Source organism: Mumia sp. ZJ1417 (assembly GCF_014127285.1).
GTDB lineage: Bacteria > Actinomycetota > Actinomycetes > Propionibacteriales > Nocardioidaceae > Mumia.
In genome coordinates, this window is sequence record NZ_CP059901.1 from 2,973,177 (window position 1) to 2,991,012 (window position 17,836).

Below are 17,836 nucleotides of genomic sequence, written 5' to 3' on the forward strand. Positions count from 1 at the left end.
CTGGCTCGACGGGGCGACGCGCGATGGGATGGGGCCATGACTTCTTCTTCCCTCGGTCCCGTCGTCGTCTATGGGGCGTACGGTCACACGGGCCGCTTCGTCGTCGACGAGCTGCTGCGACGCGGGCTCACGCCGATCCTCTCGGGTCGTGACGAGACGCGACTCGAGGCGATGCGCGCTGGTCGACCGGGCCTCGAGATCCGGCCCGCGCGAGTGGACGATCCGGCATCGTTGCGCGGCGCGCTGTCCGGTGCGGCCGCGGTCATCAACGTCGCCGGCCCGTTCCTCGATACCGGGGTGATCGTGTCGGAGGCTGCCGTCGCGGCCGGAGCCCACTATCTCGACGTCACCGCAGAGCAGCCTGCCGTAGAGGCCGTGTACGCCGCGCGGGCTGCCGATGCGGAGCAGGCGGGCGTCGCGGTGATCCCGGCGATGGCGTTCTACGGCGGGCTCGCCGATCTGCTAGCGACTGCTGTGCTCGCGGGTGAGACCGAGCCGGCCAGCCTCACGGTCGCGATCGGCCTCGACCGCTGGTGGCCGACGGCCGGCACACGGCTCACGGGAACCCGCAACACCGCACCGCGACGGACCATCGTCGACGGGAGGCTGGCACCACTCCCCGACTCTGTCCCCCGCGACACCTGGCACTTCACCGAGGGGTTCGAACAAGCGGTCGTTGCCGTCCCGTTCTCCGAGCCCGTCCTGATCGCACGGCACCTGCCCGTCGACAGGCTGTACTCCTACCTCAGCGCATCCGCGCTCTCCGACATCCGCGATCCGGCGACCCCTCCTCCCCCGGCCGACGACGACCGCGGTCGTTCGTCCCAGCAGTTCGTGGTCGATGTCGTCGCGCAGGTCGGTGCGCAGACGCACCGCATCGCTGCCAGCGGTCGCGACATCTACGCCGCCACGGCGCCGTTGATCGTCGAGGCGACGGCGCGCCTGCTCGACGGCCGCGCCACCCGTACGGGTGTGGTCGCTCCGGGCGAGGTGTTCGACGCCGAAGACTTCCTGCGCGCGCTCACGCCCAACACGCTCACACTGCGGCGTGAGGTCACAGCCACCGGTCGCGACCCGCAGGCGATGTCCGCGTGACCCAGGGGCTCACAGCAGAATCTCGAGGGCGTTCTGCAGCGCCCTACGGGCAGCAGGGAAGTCGCGGGCCATGTGCATCACGATCGACGGCTGGCCTCGGCGTCGCAACCAGTTGCGCAGCGCCTCGTTCGCGATCTCTGATCCTTCGAGGTGACGCAGCCGGAACGCGTCGATGATCGACCGTTCGGCAGAGTAAAGCCCGATCGCTGCACCGTCGTTGAGCTCCAGCTCGTCGCGGCCGATGTCGAACGTGTCGGCGTCGAAGTGGTGCCAGGCTGCTGGCGCGGCACTGGCCAGTGCGGGACCGATACCACCGGAGTCACCGAACCGTTATCGGTTTCCGGTCGACGCGAAACTCAGGGCAGGACCTCGTACGACCCGCGCGCGAATGCCTCAAGGATGGGCTGCGGATCGAGCGGTCGATCGCGCAAGCCTGGTCGGCCCGCGTCCGTGTTCCGCCGACGCTGAACCAGCTCGGCGGCGTCGGCAGCTTCCGCGGCGGCGAGGCATGCGGCGCACAGGAAGAAGGAGCTCGCCGCACGCAGGTCGCCGGTTGCGACGAGGGCTGCGGTGGGAGCGCCGTCGCATACGCGGCATCGACTGGTCGACCAGTACGGGTGAAACGGCCCGAGGCTCCACGACGCTCGGTCGGTGCGCCCCTGCCAGAACTACTCGTTCCTCTCGTCGGTGAGTGCTTCGCGGATCCGTCTCCGTTCTACGCGCGCGACGCGCCGCAGCTGCATTTCAGCCACCGCACGCGCACCAGTCCGGTCAACGTCGAGCAGGTCAGCCAACCGGTGGATGAGGTCGTCCCCGTCCTCGACCTCCGCCGCCAACGGGGCTATCTCGTCCCAGCGAGACAGGGCCTTGTCGAGGGCATCCAAGGTGTCAATCCGCGAACCCGTCGACCCATGCAACCCCTCGCCCTCAACGCCGTCAGACTCCCTTCGTACCGAACCGTCCCACGAGAACAGTGCGTCATCGAGCGCGTCGCCGACGGAGATCTCGAGCCACTCGGCCACCTTGATCGCATTGCCCTCGCCCGAGCGGTGCAGCACGAGCCCCGTGTCGTCGTCGATCACGAGCCGACGCTCGGAATGCCGCCAGCGCACGTCCCACGCACGCCGACCGAGGAACGTCGCGGACCTGATCGGCTCGATCGGCCGCTCGTCGTCCTCGTCCCACTCGAAGACGTGCTCCCGCGTGATCAGGACGTCCTCCACGAAGGCCGACACCGCATGCGGGTCGCACACCGGCGGCAGGTCCGGGTCGTCCCAGATCCACTGATCTTCCCCGTCAATCGCCCACACGACACCGTCGAGCGACTCGCGCCGTACACGCTCGCCGCTCACGAAGACGCGATGCACTGTCACCATCGTCTCCTCGCCGTCGTCCTCGTCGTCCTCGTCGTCGTCGTCCTCGTCGGTCGACACCACCCGTACGACACCGGAAAAGTCGGGCAGCGGCCCGCGCCCCACGATCATCAGGCCGACGATCTCCGACCACGATGCGACTGACTCCGTCACCGCAGGCTCCTCACGCTCTGCGCTCCCCGGGCGGGTCTTGCGCAGACGATGTCTACCAGCCGTTGGACCTTCTGCGCGGGACAATGCGCTGTGGAGACCTTGCCAGGAAGACGTCGCCGTACGAGAGCACGAGGCTGAGACGGTCTGATGGACACGCGACTGGCAGCGGCACCCGTGGTCCTGGACCTGGCGCGGGCGCTCGACGGCGTCCTCGTCGGCCTCTACGTCGGCGGGTCCCTCGCCACCGGTGACTACCACCCCGGCATCAGCGACATTGACGCGGTCGCGCTCCTCGACCGCTCCCCCACGCTCGCGACCCGGGCGATGCTCATCGAGACGCACGGGCGACTCGTGCGCGACGCCGAGGGAGGGAGCGCACTGCACTGCGTGTACGTCCCCGACGACGACACCGTCGACCCGGCGCACAAGCACTGGACCTGGGCGTTCGGCGAGCTCTACCGCCGCCCACTCAGCGGGATCGCACGCGCCGAGCTTCTGGCCGACCCGGTCGTCGTCGTGGGCCCTCCCCCGTCGGACTGGCTTCCACCGATGGACGTCGTCGACATCGCTGAGGCTGCACGCGCCGAGCTGGCCGGCTACTGGACGCAGGCCCTGCGCAAGCAGGCGATCTGGCTCCAGGACCTCTACGTCGATCTCGGGCTCATGGTGCTCGCCCGCGCCGACGCGACGATCCGCGAAGGACGGCTCATCACCAAGGCCGAAGCTCTCGGCCGCATGGCCACCCTCGGGGTCCCCGCCAGCCTCGTCGCCGAGGTCGCCCAGCGCCGCAACGGCGAGCAGGTGGACCTCGATGACGGTCAGCGCCAACGGCGAGCCGCGTACGTCCGTCAGTTCCTCACCGGCGAGGTTGCCCGCCTGCTCACGGCCTCCGTACGGTCAGCGTCCGAGTGAAGCGGATGTCCTGTGACGAGCTGCCGACGTACAGGCGGGTCCTGCCGGTGGGCGTGATCCAGTAGCCCCACTCGGTGTCCCAGTACGCGAGCTTGTGCTCAGGCGTGTAGAGCTCGATCGGGATCGTGACCCACCGCGTCTCGCGCGGCCCGAGCGTGACCTGCGCCCAGCCGAGCAGCTGCTTCGGCGGCGTCTCGGCGCGGTCCGTGTTCAACCGCCCGTTGTAGAGCTGCACGGTCTCGGTGCTCGTCCGCCTGCTCGTGTTGGTCACCCTGACCTGCACCCGTCCCGGCCGGTATGCGTTCGGACGCGCGTCGTCACGCGCACGCGGGTTGTCGACGCGCACGTTGCGGTAGCGGAAGCTCGAGTACGACAGCCCGTGGCCGAACGGATAGAGCGGCCTCACGCCGTTCTCCTCGTACCCGCGATAGCCGACGAAGACCCCGTCGTCGTAGTCCACGGTGATGTTCGGGTTGTTGACGTCGGGGAACGGGCTCTCGAGGTTGAGCCCGCGCTCGACCTGCCGATCCGAGCGCGGCCAGCTCAGCGGCAGCTTGCCGGAGAAGTTCTCCTCGCCGAACAGGAGCGCAGCGATCGCACGGCCCTGCTCCTGCCCTGGATACCAAGCCTCCATCACGGCATCCACCCGACTCAGCCACGGCAGGGGCACAGCGCCGCCGGTGGCCAGCACCACCACCGTGTTCGGGTTGGCCTGCGCCACGGCGCGAATCAGGCGGTCCTGGTCCTGCGGGAGGACCAGGTCGCCGCGGTCGAGCGACTCGCCCATGTAGTTGGTCGCGACGACGACGGCGACGTCTGCCTCACTCGCAGCCTCCACGGCCTCGTCGATCTGCGGCGAGGCGTTGGCGACCGGTGGACGCCACGTGAACCTGACGCCGGGCCCGAAGTTGGAGGTGACGATGCAGCACTGGTCGGGCGCGTCAGCGACGTACTCGATGCGCACGTCGTACGACTCCCCCGCCTGCAGGTTCAGGTCGACCGACTCCTGCCGGATCCGGTCGGCGCTCGCCGTGAGCACTTCCTCGTCGTTCACCCAGAGCGTGGCGCTGCCCAGGAGCGTGAGCCCGAGCGAGTAGCGCCCGCTCACGGTCGGCTCGAGCGTCCCGGTCCAGCGTGCCGACGGCTCCTCGGCCGCGAGGATCGCGTCCGGGAGCTTCGGCGCCGGTGTCGGGTCGTACCCGAATCCGGCGAGCGTGCCGACCAGCCCCTGGCCCCAGTTCACCTGGTCCTCGACCCGGCTGGCAACCGGCGTCCCGGAGAGGTCCGGGGTCGTGAACCACTCGGCGGCGAGCCCGTCGCCCGTCCCCTCTGCAGGCTGCAGGACGCTCGACGGTACGGGCTGGTCGCCTGGCATGTTGTCTCCGGCGCGGACAGGATCGCCGCCCGCGACGTGCGTGACGTCGACCCCGGTGCCGGCCCGGTCCTCGATCCCCTCGACGACGGTGCTCACGTTCGTCGGATCGATGACGGTGTCGCTGCCGAAGCCCTGGATGTAGCGGTCGGCGGACTCACCGATGACCGCGACAGAGTCGAGGTCGCGCCCGTCGAGCGGCAGGGCGTCGCGGCGGTTGTGCAGCAGCACCGAGCCCTCGACGGCAGTCCGGTACGCCCGCTCGCGGCCGTCCGCGACCACGTCGTCCGGCAACGCCTCGGGATCCGGCCGTGGGTTCTCGAGGCTTCCCGGCGGTGGGTTGTCCATCAGCCCGTCGGCGAAGTACGTACGCAGGACGCGGTGCACCATGTCGTCCCACCGCTCCGCCGGGATCGTCCCGTCCAGGACGGCCGCACGCAGCTGCGCCGGGTCGGGGAAACTGGGACCGCACACGTCGGTGCCGTAGACGTAGGCGTCCAGGCTCTTGCACGCGTTGAAGTCGGAGCTCACCCAGCCCTCGAAGCCGAGCTCACCCTTGAGGATGTCCCACAGGAGGTGCGGGTTCTCGCAGGACGGGCTGCCGTTGACCTTCGGGAACGCGCACATGATGACGCCGGGCTCCTCGGCGACGATCGGCTCCCACTGCCGGGTGTAGATCTCGCGCAGGGTGCGTTCGTCGAGGACCGCGTCGAGCGTCGTCCGCTGGGTCTCCTGGTTGTAGACGTTGTAGTGCTTGACGATCGAGTACACGCCGTTGGTGTCGTTCGTCTGGTCGACCCCGTCGACGGCCGCGGCCGGGATCAGTCCGCCGAGCAACGGGTCTTCACCGAACGAGCCCCACTGCCGTCCGCTGTAGGGAGTTCGCAGCAGATCGACCTCCGGGCCGGCCCAACCACTGAACCCGGTCAGGTGCGTCTCGAGTCCGACCTGCTGCCCGAACTGGCGAGCGCGCGCGAGGTTCCAGGTCGAGGCGATCGCGAGGCCGGCCGGGAACGCCGTCGTCGGTGTCCCGCCGGTGATCACCCCGGTGGCGCCGTCGATCTCACGCCGCGCGGGGATCCCGAGCTCGGGGATGGCGACCGCCCCCGCGCCGCTGCCCTCGAAGAGCGTCAGCTTCTGGTCGAGCGTCATGACGGCGGCGAGCAGGTCGGCCCGCTCGTCGGGACTCAATGACGTATCCATCCAGGGCGGGTCGGCGGCCTGGGCACTCGTTGGGACGAGTGCCAGTCCTGCAAGGAGTACGGCGGACGCCGTCACCTGGAGGATCCGTGAGCTGAGTCGCATGATGCCCTCCCACATTGGGGGCCTCGCGTGATGCTGCCGGTACGACGCCCGTATGGTCTGGTTGTCTGCTGCCCCGAGACCCGGTGTCTGAAATGTCCACTCTGGCACCTAATGTCCGACCTTGCTCTTGATGCTCGCCGAGCGCAACCCCACAGGCCGACTCGCCGTCACGACGCCGCTGGAGCCAGCACGATCTCTCCGCCCGTCAGCGCCGGCGCACCCTCGCGATCGACAACCTGGGTCGCGAAGAGGATCCGGTCGGAGGAGACCCACACCGCGGTCCGCAGCGTCTCCCCCGGGAAGACGACACCGGAGAACCGCGCCTCGACCGCGCGGACGCCCCCCGAGCGGCCGCCGAGGACATGATCCCCGATCGACCGGCACACCAGTAAGGACACGGACGGGCGCACACCTCGGCTCTGCCTGCGCGAGGGATCGGCCGATGCACCTCGACCCGCTGGCTGGCGTGCAGGATCGACCGCACGTCCACGTCCACCCCGACGAGGAGGCGGGGGCCGCGTACGGCCCCCGCCTCCGTGATGGTCAGGCGCTGATCGCGCGGCTCTCACCCTTGTCGCGAACCACCTCGACCTTGCGCGGACGAGCGCGCTCCGCAACGGGGATCGTCACACGGAGCACGCCGTCGGCGTAGCGTGCCTGGACGGCCTCGGTGTCAAGCGTGTCGCCGAGGATGAGCTGACGACTGAACACGCCTCGCGGCCGCTCGGCGGCGATCAGTTCCTCGACGCCCTCACGCGCCGGGCGGTCGGCCCGGACCGTCAGGACGTTGCGCTCGACGTCGATGTCGATCGAGCCGGGCTCGATGCCCGGAAGATCGAGCTCGACCACGAACGTGTCACCCTCACGCCAGGCATCCATCGGCATCCCGGCCGGTCGGGCAGCGGTCCCGAAGACCTGCTGGGTCAGACGGTCGAGCTCACGAAACGGATCGGTGCGCATGAGCATGGTCTCTCACCTCCACAGACTCCGACATGCAGAGCATGTTCTGTAACGGTTGGTATAGTTTTTATATAGCAAGCGAAAGACACGAGTGCAAGGGGTACCCACGACGATGGATGGACGCAGCCCGCATCAGGCGGTGTACGCGATCTCCGTCGCCGCCGAGCTCGCAGGGACCGCCGCCCAGAACCTCCGCGTCTACGAACGCGTCGGCCTGGTGACGCCCAGCCGGACGAGCGGAGGCACGCGGCGCTACAGCGACGACGACGTCGTCCGCCTGCGCCGGATCATCGCGCTCCTCGACGACGGCCTCAACCTCGTCGGGATCGCGAGGGTCCTCGAGCTCGAGGACGAGAACGCGGTGCTGCGCGACGCCGCAGGACGCTGACGGGACGCGCCCCGGCCCACGTCCGGCGTGACCTGGGCCACTAAAGTCCCGCTCATGCATGAACGTCAGGCGGACCGACGCCTCTGGACATGGGTCGTCGTCCTCGGCCTAACCGGGCAGCTGGCCTGGACGGTCGAGAACATGTACCTCAACGTGTTCGTCTACGACACGATCACCGACTCCCCCGCCGCGCTCGCGACCCTGGTCGCGCTCAGCGCGTGCGCCGCGACAATCGCTACCCTCCTCGCCGGGGCCGCGTCCGACCGCAGCGGCCGGCGGCGCGAGTTCATCGCGGGCGGCTACGTGCTGTGGGGCCTGTGCACCGCCGCGTTCGGACTGGTCAACGTCGACGCCGCCGCCTCGATGCTGCCGATGCTCGACGCGGTCGTGGTCGCCGTCATCACGATCATCGTGCTCGACTGCGTGATGAGCGTCCTCGGCGCGACCGCCAACGACGCCGCGTTCAACGCGTGGGTCACCGACTCCACCAACCCCGGCAACCGCGGCAAGGTCGACGGCGTGCTCGCCACCATGCCGCTGCTCGCGATGCTGGTGGTCTTCGGCGCGCTCGACCCGCTGACCCGGGGCGGCCACTGGGTCCTCTTCTTCTCGATCATCGGCGGCGTCACCGCGGTGGTCGGCGTGATCGCCTGGTTCGGGCTGCGCGAGCCCCGTCAGCCGCGCCCCGGAGGCAGCTATCTGTCATCGGTCGTCCACGGCCTGCGCCCGAGCACCGTGCGCGCCAACCCGCCGCTCTACATCGCCCTGGTGGCGTGGGCGATCCTCGGCACGAGCACGCAGGTCTTCCTGCCGTACCTGATCATCTACGTCCAGCGCTACCTCGACATCGAGGGCTACGCGATCGTGCTCGCCTCGGTCCTGATCGGTGCGGCCGTCATCAGCATCGTCGGCGGACGGGTGCTCGACCGTGTCGGCCCGTCGCGGGCGATCCTGCCCGTTGCCGGGATCTATCTCGTCGGCCTGCTCCTGATGTTCCCCGCCCGCGGCATGCTCGCGGTCATCGGCGCCGGGATCGTGATGATGGCAGGCTTCATGCTCGGCGTTGCCGCTCTCTCCGCGACCGTCCGCAACCTCACCCCGACCGACCGGGCCGGACAGGTCCAGGGTCTCCGGATGATCTTCGCGATCCTCATCCCCATGGTCGTCGGCCCGTTCCTCGGCGCCGCGGTGATCGCGAGCGCGGACGAGACCTTCACCGAGCTCGGCGTCGTCAAGCAGGTGCCGACGCCGTGGATCTTCCTCACCGCCGCGCTCGTCGTGGTGTTCCTCGTCATCCCCGCCCGCCGGCTGCGGACGGTCGGGCCCCTCCCGAAGACCCTGGAGACGACCGCGTGATCACGACCTGGGGCGAGGCCCTCGATCCCGACCGCGTCTTGCCCGAGTACCCCCGTCCCCAGCTCGTCCGCGACTCGTACGTGAACCTCAACGGACGGTGGGAGCACGCGTTCACCCCGGCCGGCGTGACCGAGGCGCCCGTACGGTGGGACGGCGAGATCGTCGTGCCGTTCTCTCCCGAGGCGCCGCTGTCGGGCGTGAACCGGATGCTCACGCCGGACGAGGCGCTCTGGTACCGCCGGACGGTCCGGCTCCCCGACGGCTTCGTCCGTGACCGGGTGCTGCTGCACTTCGGCGCGGTCGACCAGGACTGCGAGGTCTGGGTCGACGGCACGCGGGTCGGCAAGCACCGCGGCGGCTATCTCCCGTTCACGCTGGACGTGACCGATGCCCTCACCGGCGACGAGCATGCGCTCGTCGTCCGCGTCCGCGACGTCACCGACACGTCGTGGCGCAGCCGCGGCAAGCAGAAGCTCGAGCGCGGCGGCATCTGGTACACCCCGCAGTCGGGGATCTGGCAGACCGTCTGGCTCGAGTCGGTCCCCCGCCAGTGGGTCGCCCAGCTCGTCCTCACGCCGTCCCTCGAGACCGGTGAGGTCGAGGTCTGCGTGCTGCCCGGCGGCGACGGCGACCGTACGGCGGAGGTGGCCGTGAGCGCGGACGGCCACGAGGTCGTCCGCACGAGCGTCGAGGTCGGCGTCCCGACGCGCCTGCCGCTCGGCGACGACCTCCGCCGGTGGTCGCCCGAGGACCCGTTCCTGTACGACGTCGAGGTGCGGCTCGGCGACGACCACGTCACCAGCTATGTCGGCATGCGCTCGTTCGGGATCGGGCCCGACGCGCACGGCCGTACGCGCCTGCTGCTCAACGGCGCGCCGTACCTGCACGCCGGGCTGCTCGACCAGGGCTACTGGCCCGACGGCCTCTACACCGCGCCGTCGGACGAGGCGCTGGTCCACGACATCCGTACGGCCAAGGAGCTCGGCTTCACGATGCTGCGCAAGCACATCAAGATCGAGCCGATGCGCTGGTACCACCACTGCGACCGCCTCGGGATGCTCGTCTGGCAGGACATGGTCAACGGTGGGCGCCGCTACAACCCGGCCGTCATCACGACGCCCGTGGCCCTGCCGGTGACGCTCGCCGACTCCCACCACGCGCTGTTCGGACGACAGGACGAGGAGGGGCGCACCGAGTTCCTCGACGAGCTCGACGCCACTGTGGCGCTGCTGCGCTCGGCGCCGAGTGTCGCCGCCTGGGTGCCGTTCAACGAGGGATGGGGGCAGTTCGACGCGATGGCCGCCGCCGCACGGGTGAGGGAGCTCGACCCGACGAGGCCCGTCGACCACGTGAGCGGCTGGTACGACCAGGGCGGCGGCGACATGGCGAGCCGGCACGTCTACTTCCGGCCGTACCGGCTCTCGCGCCGCGACGCCGAGGACCCGCGCGCGGCGGTGCTGTCGGAGTACGGCGGCTACTCCTACCGCGTGACCGGGCACGTGTGGAACGACAAGGAGTTCGGCTATCGCAAGTACGCCGAGCGGGCGTCGTTCGAGCGCGCGTACCTGCGCCTGCAGCACGCCCAGGTCGGACCGGCGGTCGAGAAGGGCCTGGCGGCGTTCGTCTACACCCAGCTGGCCGACGTCGAGGACGAGACCAACGGCCTCATGACGTACGACCGCCGCGTGCTCAAGGTGGACACCGAGGCGGTCCGCGCCTCGAACCAGCGGCTGCGCCAGCGCCACGACCACGCGGCCGGCGGAGCCGCGCTCCCTGTCGCCGTGCACGAGCGCGAGATCACGGCGCCGGTGTCGCTGACCCTGCCCGACGGACGGCTCAACCCGGACGCCATCGGATGGACGCGTACGCCGCTGGTGACCACCGACGGGGTCGGTCGAGGGCGCGTGGGCAGGGGTCGCAACAAGCGCTGGGAGTACTGGGCGGTGACGACGCCGACCCACATCGTCGCGCTCGTGGTCTCGGACATCGACTACGCGGCGGTGCACGGGCTCTGGCTGCTCGACCGGACCAGCGGCGAGACGATCTCGTACGACGCGATCGGCGTGCTCGGCGGCAGCGCCACGCTGCCCGGCACGCTCGGCGCCGGTCCGGCCCGAACGTCGACCAAGAACCTTCAGATCGCCCTCGACGAGGTCGACGGCGGGACGCGCCTGCGGGCACGTACGGAGCGCGTCGAAATCGACGTGGTCGCGCACCGGCCCGTGGGGCACGAGTGCCTCGGCGTCGTGGTGCCGTGGACGGATCGGCTCTTCCAGTACACCGTCAAGGACGTCGCGAGGCCCGCGACCGGGACGCTCCGCGTCGACGGCGTGGCGGTGTCCGTGCCCGAGGGCGAGTCTTGGGCGACGCTCGACCACGGGCGGGGCCGCTGGCCGTACGCGGTCCACTGGAACTGGGGCGCCGGCTCCGGCCGTACCGATGGTCGCGTCCTCGGCCTCCAGGTCGGCGGGAGGTGGACCGACGGCACCGGGTCGGTCGAGAACGCGCTGGTCGTCGACGGACACCTGTCGAAGATCAGCGAGGAGCTGGTCTGGGCCTACGACACGGACGACTGGATGGCACCGTGGCGGATCACGGGCGACACCGTCGACCTCACGTTCACGCCGTTCCACCTGAAGGCGTCGGTGACCGACCTCAAGGTGTTCTCGTCACGGAGCCACCAGTGCTTCGGCCACTGGTCCGGACACGTGCGCGACGACACCGGGGCGTGGGTTCGCGTCGAGGATCTCGTCGGCTGGGCGGAGGACGTCCGCAACCGTTGGTGACAGCCAGATGACGCCGCGAGACACATCCTCCGACGCGACGGCGCTCCGGGCGCGTATCATCGACTCCGCAGCCATATCCGGAAGCCCGCACGAGGACATCGGCGCTCGCCATCTCCCCGATGCGGCCGGTGTCCGTCGCCAGGAGCACTCGCTCGGCGATCGCTCACTCGCCGCGGCGCGCAGGCATCGGAGACGGAACGACCGTCTCCTCCGTGTCTCGCCCAGGCCGTCCGGCTGGCTGTCGGGGTGCGCCAGCACCCCGGCAGGCGTACCGAATCCGAGGAGGATCGTTGGCCCGACCGGCCCAGCGTCGACCGGACCCCCGCCGCAAGGGGGGTTCTCGCCGACCACAGCGTGAGCGCACCAACGACGGCGACAACGTCGGCCTCCTCCCCCTGCTTGCGCAGGCCGTGCGAGAGGTCGAGCGTGCGGTCCAGCGCGGGACGGCCTCGGAGTCCACGCGGACCGCGTTCCAGGTGATCGCGTTGCTCGTGCGCGAGGAGCGCGCGAGGGTCAAGCAGGACGAGATGCCCGAGGCCCGCCGCGCGGAGCAGCTCAAGCGCCTCGACGGGATCGCCACGATCCTCGCGACCACGGCGGCACGCGATCCTTCTCTGTTCACGCTGCTCGCGGACGACGCCGTCATCTCCCCCGCCGCGATCAGGCTCCGCCGCGAGATGCTGGTCGCCGCCGGCCTCGAGGTCGAGGAAGAGCCGGAGCCTGAGCCTGAGGCGAGCGCGCCGACGACGACCGAGCGCCAGGTCCGGCCCCAGTCGGTCGTGTCGCGACAGCTCGCCAACCCGTTCCTCACCCCGGACTTCTCCACAGCGTCGACCCCCAGCCGACCTCGTACGGGGCGTCTGGCCAACTGGGAGCTGATCGAGCCCCTGCTCCGCTCGTTCGAGCGCGGGGGGCCGGCGTCGAGCATGAAGCTGCCGGTCCCGACCTCGCTGAGCACCCGTGAGGGTCGCGAGCTCATGCCCCACCAGGCAGAGCTCGTCGCGGCCGCGACCGACGGGCACAGGACGTTCCTGCTCGCCGACGAGCCCGGCCTCGGCAAGACCGCCCAGGCTCTGCTCGCGGCCCAGGCCGCCGACGCGTTCCCGCTCCTCGTGGTCGCCCCCAACGTCGTCAAGATCAACTGGGCACGCGAGGCGGGCCTGTGGACGCCGCGTCGCAGCGCGACCGTCATCCACGGCGACGGCAACACGATCGACGGGTTCGCCGACATCGTCGTCGTCAACTACGAGGTCCTCGACCGCCACATCGGCTGGCTCGGCGAGCACGGCTTCCGCGGCATGGTGGTCGACGAGGCCCACTTCATCAAGAACCGCAAGTCCCAGCGCTCGCAGCATGCGCTCGAGCTGTCGGAGCGCATCCGCGCCCGGACGATGCGCCCGCTGCTGATGGCGCTCACCGGCACGCCGCTCATCAACGACATCGAGGACTTCCGCGCGATCTGGCAGTTCCTCGGCTGGATCGACGACCGCAAGCCCCTCCCCGAGCTCATGTCGGCGCTCGAGGAGACCGGGCTCTCCCCCGGCGAGCCCGGCTTCTATGCCGCGGCGCGCCGATGCGTCGTCGACATGGGCATCGTGCGACGCCGCAAGCTCGACGTCGCCGCCGACATCCCCGCACGCCGGATCGCGGACATCCCGGTGGAGCTCGACGACGAGACCGGCCGTTCGATCCGCGAGGCCGAGCGCGTGCTCGCCCGCCGCATGGTCGCCCGGTACGACAACGCCCTCGATCACCGGTCGTCCGGCAAGGTCGTCGACGGCATCGACCACGAGCTCGTGCGCCTCGTCGCCAAGTGGGAGCGCGAGGAGGACACGAACGAGACGGGCAACGTCTTCGGGATGATGCGGCGGATCGGCCTGGCGAAGGCCGGGCTCGCCGCCGACTACACCGCGCAGCTCGCCCGCAGCGTCGGCAAGGTCGTCTTCTTCGCGAAGCACCTCGACGTCATGGACGTGGCCGAGGAGACGCTCGCCAAGCGCGGGCTGCGCTACGCGACGATCCGCGGCGACCAGACCTCGACGCAGCGCCAGCGCGACATCGACGCCTTCGTCAACGACCCCGAGGTCGCGGTCATCGTGTGCTCGCTGACCGCTGCCGGAGTGGGCGTCAACTTGCAGGTCGCGTCCAACGTCGTGCTCGCCGAGCTCTCGTGGACCGATGCGGAGCAGACCCAGGCGATCGACCGGGTGCACCGCATCGGTCAGGCCGAGCCGGTCACCGCGTGGCGCATCATCGGCGCGCAGACCATCGACGCGAAGGTCGCCGAGCTCATCGACTCCAAGGCTGCCCTGGCCGCGACGGCACTCGACGGCGAGGTCGTCGACGAGAAGGCCTCGACCGACGTCCAGCTGGAGGCCCTGGTCGGTCTGCTCACGGACGCGCTGGTCGAGCGCGGCGACTGACGGTGGAGCGCAGCCCGGTCGGCGTCATCGCGGGCCGGGCTGCCTCTCCAGCTCGCCAGGGCGCCAGGTCTTCTCGAACCACGGCTCAAGAGGGCCGTACAGGCGCAGGATGGGGAACCAGCTCTTGCCGGGCACGGTCTGGATCCAGTTCGCCTCGCGACCCTCGGGCGCGGTCGGGCCGAACCAGACCGTGATCGACCCGTCCGTGTTCGCGGCGACGTCGCCGGTCAGGCTCATGACGCTCGGGTACGGGTCGTCGGTCTGCAGCAACGACCGGGTCTGCGTGTCGTACACGTCGATCGACCAGAAGTTCTTCGCCGGAGGGTCCGCCGGCAACGTGAGCGTGTAGGTGCTCCCGCCGTCGAGCACCTCCCCCTCGGCGTCGCGGGCGACGTACGCGTACGCGGAGCCCGCGCCGACCTGCGCATGCGCCATCGCGGGCGTGATCACCGTCGCGAAGTAGTGGAACTGCGTCCGTGAGTCGAGGAGCCTCGCGCCGTCTCGGAGGAACTCGTAGCTGCCGCCGGTGAAGGCCGACAGCCAGGACGACCCCTCGTAGAGATATGCGTCGGGGTCGCGCGGCGCGTACACGAGAGCACGGCTGATCGCGGCTCCCGCCTTCGCCGCGTCGTCGAGGATGTCCCGCAGCCGTTCGTCAGGCGCGAAGGGCTTGCCGTGGACGATGCCGAGGGCGGCGAGCTGGCCGGCCCGCTCCGGGTCCAGCGCCGTCGTCGGCTCTTCCTGCACGAGCTCGTCGATCTCCTCGTAGAACGTGACGTCGTTGGCGTGGACGGTGTTGAACGCGAGCCCGGCGATGTTCACGTAGTCCATCTCGGGCGGGTCGGCCGCGTCGGAGAGCGCGTAGACCTTCGTCTCCTTCAGGGCGGGCACGCCGCCGAGTGCGCGGAAGACCACCCAGTTGGTGTACGTCGATGTGCGGGAGACGAAGTAGCCCTCCGGGACGTCACCGTCGTAACCGGGCGGCAGGAACAGATAGCGTCCGCCCTCGCCGCGGTCCGGTCCGGCGATCCCCATGTCGGCGACGTAGCGGAACCAGAAGTCGTCGACGACGCACAGGGACTGCTTCGGCGGCTCGATCACGATCGGCCCGCTCGCCCGCAGGTCGAGGAACATCGTGCCGTAGGTCGTCGCCGTGTTGGGCGTGAGGAAGTAGCTGCTGGAGCTGGCCCGCGGATCGGTGTACGCCAGCTGGTGCGGCGCGGTGATCCCGACGCTGCGCAGGCCGCTGCGCATCGCCACCAGCGACGCCCCAGGCATCGCGTTGAGGAAGACCTCGACCCCGCGCATGAAGTCGAGGCTGTCGTACAGCCGCCCGACGGAATCTCCGACCGGGACGCCGTCGAACAGCGTGAACTCCCCCAGCGGTGTCGTGATCGTCGGCGGTGTGCTGACCGCGTCCAGTGCCCGTGCCAGGTCCGCTGCGTGCGAGCTCCGCACCTCGTCCGTCATGGGTGTCCCCCTCTCGTGCTGCCGGCGCAGCGTGTCCGAGACGCTAGCGGCTCCGCGCGTGCTGCGCCCGATTCTGTTCGCTGCTCACTCGTCGTCGGGTTCGGGAAGGAGGATCGTCGCGAGGCTGACCCGTCGCTTGCCGGTGCCGTCGTCGGTGAGGTACGGGGCGAGGAGGTCGCCGAGCCCGGCCTGGATCGCGGCGAGGTCGTCCGCCGTCACGTAGAGCGGCCCCCGCCCGAATCCGAGGTAGTCGCGAAGGCTCGCCTCGGGGTGGTCGACGATCCTGTCGAAGCTCGCACTCACGTCACCGAGGAAGGTGAGGAACGCCGTACGCAGCTGCGCGGCGCTCATCTCCCGGAGCTCGGCCTGGTCGACGTGCGCCATCTGCTCGCCCAGCGCGAGCGTGCGCTCGACCGCTCCTCGCACCCTCCGCTCTCCCACGACCTCGAGGATCCCGGCCTCGACCAGCGTCGCGACGTGGCGATAAAGGGTCGCCTGCGTGACGTCGGGCAACGCCTCGCGGAGCTGCGCCGTCGTGAGGCGACGTCCACCAAGCTGCTGGACGATGCGCAGCCGTACCGGATGCATCACCACGTCGGCGACCGACGACCTCTGCGCCATGAATCGACTCCCGTCATTGTTCTCATCATGATAATGTTCGCAACGTCAGGTTGATTCTAGGTTGACGGAGGACGTTCATGACGCACATCAGCGCCGACGCCGCAGGCATCCATCTCGAGTTCCCCGGCTGGGAGCGGTGGATGGCAGGGCGGTCCGCCTTCACTGCCCCGCTGGACGCGATCGTCGACACCTCCGTCGAGCCTGGCTGGACCTCAGAGATCCTTGGGATCCGTTCGGGTCTCGTCGTCTCCGGCTATCTGAAGGTCGGCACGTTCCGGCACCCATCCGGCGTACGCCGCCTCGTCTCAATGCGGCGCGGACAGCCGCTGCTGCGCGTCGCGCTCGATCGCGGGACGACCGGCTTCGACGAGCTCCTGCTCAGCAGCCCCGACGCGGCGGCGATCGCGCAGGCGATCGACGCGACCGCGCACCACCACCGCTACTAGGGTGGGGCGCCAGTTCGAGGCGACCAGGAGGGGCGATGTCCGGCGGCGACTGGAAGGACATGTTCGGCGCGGCGTGCAAGGGCGACGTCGAGCTGGTCTGCTATCACCTCGACCAAGGCGTGGACGTCGACTACGCCCACCCGGAGTTCCCGTCGACGGCGCTCGTCGCGAGCATCCTGGCCGGGCAGGAGGAGAGCGCAACCGTCCTGCTCGACCACGGTGCCGACCCGCTCCTCGAGTCCGAGCTCGACGAGCAGACCCCCGTACAGGCTGCGCGTCACATGCGCATGGCCGCGCTCGAGGCACGGCTCCGCGACCTCGGCGCCCGAGCCTGAGCACTACCACTGCCCGACCCGCCTCCACAGTGAGGCCCACTGGTCGGGCGTGAGCTCCCTCGGCAGCGCTCCGCGCGCGACCTCCGCGTCCCGCAGCGCGTGCCGGACCTCACCCGAACGTGCCCCGCCCGCCCGTACGAGGATCTGCTCCAGACCGGAGCCACGGCCGGTGAAGACCGCCTTGACGAAGCGCTCGTACGGGGCGCGCTCGGTTTCCGGGACGAGCGGCCGTTCTCGGCGGTCGACGGCGAGGATCCCACCGTCCACGCTCGGCATCGGCGTGAAGTGGCGAGCCGGGACGCGCTGGTGCAGCCCGAACGCGAACCACGGCGCGCTCTGCGCCGTCATCATCGTGCTCCCACCGACGCCGGCCCGCTTCCGCGCGACCTCCCACTGGGTCAGCAGGACGGCGTGCCGCCAGCCGGGCGAGCGGAGCAAGCGCCGCAGGATCGGCGTGGTGAGGTGGAACGGGACGTTGCCGACGACCACGGGACGATCGAGCCTGACGTCGAGCGCGTCGGCGTGACGGACCGTGACCGACGGAAGCCGCGACCGGAGCCGATCGACGCGGCGTCGGTCGAGGTCGACCGCGGCGAGGTCACGACCGAGGCGCGCGAGCGGGTACGTGAGAGCACCGTCGCCGCAGCCGATCTCGAGGATCGGCCCGTCGGTGGCACGGACGAGCGCGACGATCCGCTCGATCGTCGGACGGTGGTGGAGGAAGTTCTGGCCGAGCTCGTGCCGGCCGCCAAGAGGGGTGCGTGATCGCAAGGGAGCGCTCCAACCGGAGGAGAGGAGCACCCGGACGCGGGGGTCGTTCGACGCGCTGCCGGGTGCGGGG

The 17,836-nt window shown here is 70.2% G+C and carries 15 protein-coding genes; 8 read left to right on the plus strand and 7 right to left on the minus strand.

The features are described from left to right. The first annotated feature begins 36 nt into the window (after window positions 1-36). On the plus strand, window positions 37-1,095 hold the full coding sequence (locus H4N58_RS14440; RefSeq protein WP_167004317.1) for a saccharopine dehydrogenase NADP-binding domain-containing protein: 1,059 nt from the start codon (window positions 37-39) through the stop codon (window positions 1,093-1,095). Window positions 1,096-1,763: 668 nt separating this feature from the next. Here H4N58_RS14440 and H4N58_RS14445 read toward each other — a convergent pair. Beyond that, window positions 1,764-2,621, minus strand: a complete 858-nt coding sequence (locus H4N58_RS14445) for a hypothetical protein (RefSeq protein ID WP_167004319.1) — start codon at window positions 2,619-2,621, stop codon at window positions 1,764-1,766. 147 nt (window positions 2,622-2,768) lie between these two features. On the opposite strand from H4N58_RS14445, the gene H4N58_RS14450 reads away from it, so the two are divergent. After that, window positions 2,769-3,533, plus strand: coding sequence for a nucleotidyltransferase domain-containing protein (locus tag H4N58_RS14450; protein WP_167004322.1), 765 nt, complete (start codon window positions 2,769-2,771; stop codon window positions 3,531-3,533). Here H4N58_RS14450 and H4N58_RS14455 read toward each other — a convergent pair. The 3 genes from H4N58_RS14455 to H4N58_RS14465 form a co-directional block, all read right to left on the minus strand. Beyond that, window positions 3,502-6,210: a glycoside hydrolase family 3 protein gene (locus H4N58_RS14455; protein WP_167004325.1), complete on the minus strand. Its 2,709-nt coding sequence runs from the start codon at window positions 6,208-6,210 to the stop codon at window positions 3,502-3,504. The two genes, H4N58_RS14450 and H4N58_RS14455, sit on opposite strands and share 32 nt — an antisense overlap. Window positions 6,211-6,377: 167 nt before the next feature. Beyond that, window positions 6,378-6,608: a MaoC/PaaZ C-terminal domain-containing protein gene (locus tag H4N58_RS20445; RefSeq protein WP_208322878.1), complete on the minus strand. Its 231-nt coding sequence runs from the start codon at window positions 6,606-6,608 to the stop codon at window positions 6,378-6,380. Window positions 6,609-6,753: 145 nt separating this feature from the next. After that, a complete protein-coding gene (locus tag H4N58_RS14465; protein ID WP_167004328.1) occupies window positions 6,754-7,176 on the minus strand; it encodes an Hsp20/alpha crystallin family protein in 423 nt (140 codons plus the stop codon). A gap of 106 nt (window positions 7,177-7,282) precedes the next feature. On the opposite strand from H4N58_RS14465, the gene H4N58_RS14470 reads away from it, so the two are divergent. From H4N58_RS14470 to H4N58_RS14485, 4 genes are all read left to right on the plus strand, one after another. Beyond that, window positions 7,283-7,558 carry a MerR family transcriptional regulator gene (locus H4N58_RS14470; protein WP_167004331.1) on the plus strand — a complete coding sequence of 92 codons (276 nt, stop codon included), beginning with the start codon at window positions 7,283-7,285 and terminating at the stop codon, window positions 7,556-7,558. Between the two features lie 54 nt (window positions 7,559-7,612). Further along, entirely contained in the window at window positions 7,613-8,914 is a 1,302-nt protein-coding gene (locus H4N58_RS14475; protein WP_167250077.1) for an MFS transporter, read from the plus strand. Then, a complete protein-coding gene (locus tag H4N58_RS14480; protein WP_182397102.1) occupies window positions 8,911-11,700 on the plus strand; it encodes a DUF2804 family protein in 2,790 nt (929 codons plus the stop codon). The genes H4N58_RS14475 and H4N58_RS14480 overlap by 4 nt, the downstream gene beginning before the upstream one ends. Window positions 11,701-11,990: 290 nt before the next feature. Continuing rightward, on the plus strand, window positions 11,991-14,123 hold the full coding sequence (locus H4N58_RS14485) for a DEAD/DEAH box helicase (RefSeq protein WP_347877935.1): 2,133 nt from the start codon (window positions 11,991-11,993) through the stop codon (window positions 14,121-14,123). Between the two features lie 24 nt (window positions 14,124-14,147). On the opposite strand, the gene H4N58_RS14490 is transcribed toward H4N58_RS14485, so the two are convergent. Next, on the minus strand, window positions 14,148-15,593 hold the full coding sequence (locus H4N58_RS14490) for a DUF1254 domain-containing protein (RefSeq protein ID WP_167250075.1): 1,446 nt from the start codon (window positions 15,591-15,593) through the stop codon (window positions 14,148-14,150). Between the two features lie 84 nt (window positions 15,594-15,677). Beyond that, on the minus strand, window positions 15,678-16,214 hold the full coding sequence (locus H4N58_RS14495; RefSeq protein WP_167250073.1) for a helix-turn-helix domain-containing protein: 537 nt from the start codon (window positions 16,212-16,214) through the stop codon (window positions 15,678-15,680). 77 nt (window positions 16,215-16,291) lie between these two features. On the opposite strand from H4N58_RS14495, the gene H4N58_RS14500 reads away from it, so the two are divergent. Next, window positions 16,292-16,660: a hypothetical protein gene (locus H4N58_RS14500; RefSeq protein WP_167004346.1), complete on the plus strand. Its 369-nt coding sequence runs from the start codon at window positions 16,292-16,294 to the stop codon at window positions 16,658-16,660. A gap of 35 nt (window positions 16,661-16,695) precedes the next feature. Beyond that, window positions 16,696-16,995: an ankyrin repeat domain-containing protein gene (locus H4N58_RS14505; protein WP_167004349.1), complete on the plus strand. Its 300-nt coding sequence runs from the start codon at window positions 16,696-16,698 to the stop codon at window positions 16,993-16,995. Between the two features lie 3 nt (window positions 16,996-16,998). On the opposite strand, the gene erm is transcribed toward H4N58_RS14505, so the two are convergent. Further along, on the minus strand, window positions 16,999-17,766 hold the full coding sequence (erm, locus tag H4N58_RS14510; protein WP_167250071.1) for a 23S ribosomal RNA methyltransferase Erm: 768 nt from the start codon (window positions 17,764-17,766) through the stop codon (window positions 16,999-17,001). Window positions 17,767-17,836: the final 70 nt, after the last annotated feature.

Coding starts and splice junctions, on each gene's coding strand:
- H4N58_RS14475 (WP_167250077.1), top strand. CDS start 7,613: ATGCATGAACGTCAGGCGGACCGACGCCTCTGGACATGGGTCGTCGTC.
- H4N58_RS14440 (WP_167004317.1), top strand. CDS start 37: ATGACTTCTTCTTCCCTCGGTCCCGTCGTCGTCTATGGGGCGTACGGT.
- H4N58_RS14490 (WP_167250075.1), bottom strand. CDS start 15,593: ATGACGGACGAGGTGCGGAGCTCGCACGCAGCGGACCTGGCACGGGCA.
- H4N58_RS14470 (WP_167004331.1), top strand. CDS start 7,283: ATGGATGGACGCAGCCCGCATCAGGCGGTGTACGCGATCTCCGTCGCC.
- H4N58_RS14505 (WP_167004349.1), top strand. CDS start 16,696: ATGTCCGGCGGCGACTGGAAGGACATGTTCGGCGCGGCGTGCAAGGGC.
- H4N58_RS14500 (WP_167004346.1), top strand. CDS start 16,292: ATGACGCACATCAGCGCCGACGCCGCAGGCATCCATCTCGAGTTCCCC.
- H4N58_RS14455 (WP_167004325.1), bottom strand. CDS start 6,210: ATGCGACTCAGCTCACGGATCCTCCAGGTGACGGCGTCCGCCGTACTC.
- H4N58_RS14495 (WP_167250073.1), bottom strand. CDS start 16,214: ATGGCGCAGAGGTCGTCGGTCGCCGACGTGGTGATGCATCCGGTACGG.
- H4N58_RS14465 (WP_167004328.1), bottom strand. CDS start 7,176: ATGCTCATGCGCACCGATCCGTTTCGTGAGCTCGACCGTCTGACCCAG.
- H4N58_RS14450 (WP_167004322.1), top strand. CDS start 2,769: ATGGACACGCGACTGGCAGCGGCACCCGTGGTCCTGGACCTGGCGCGG.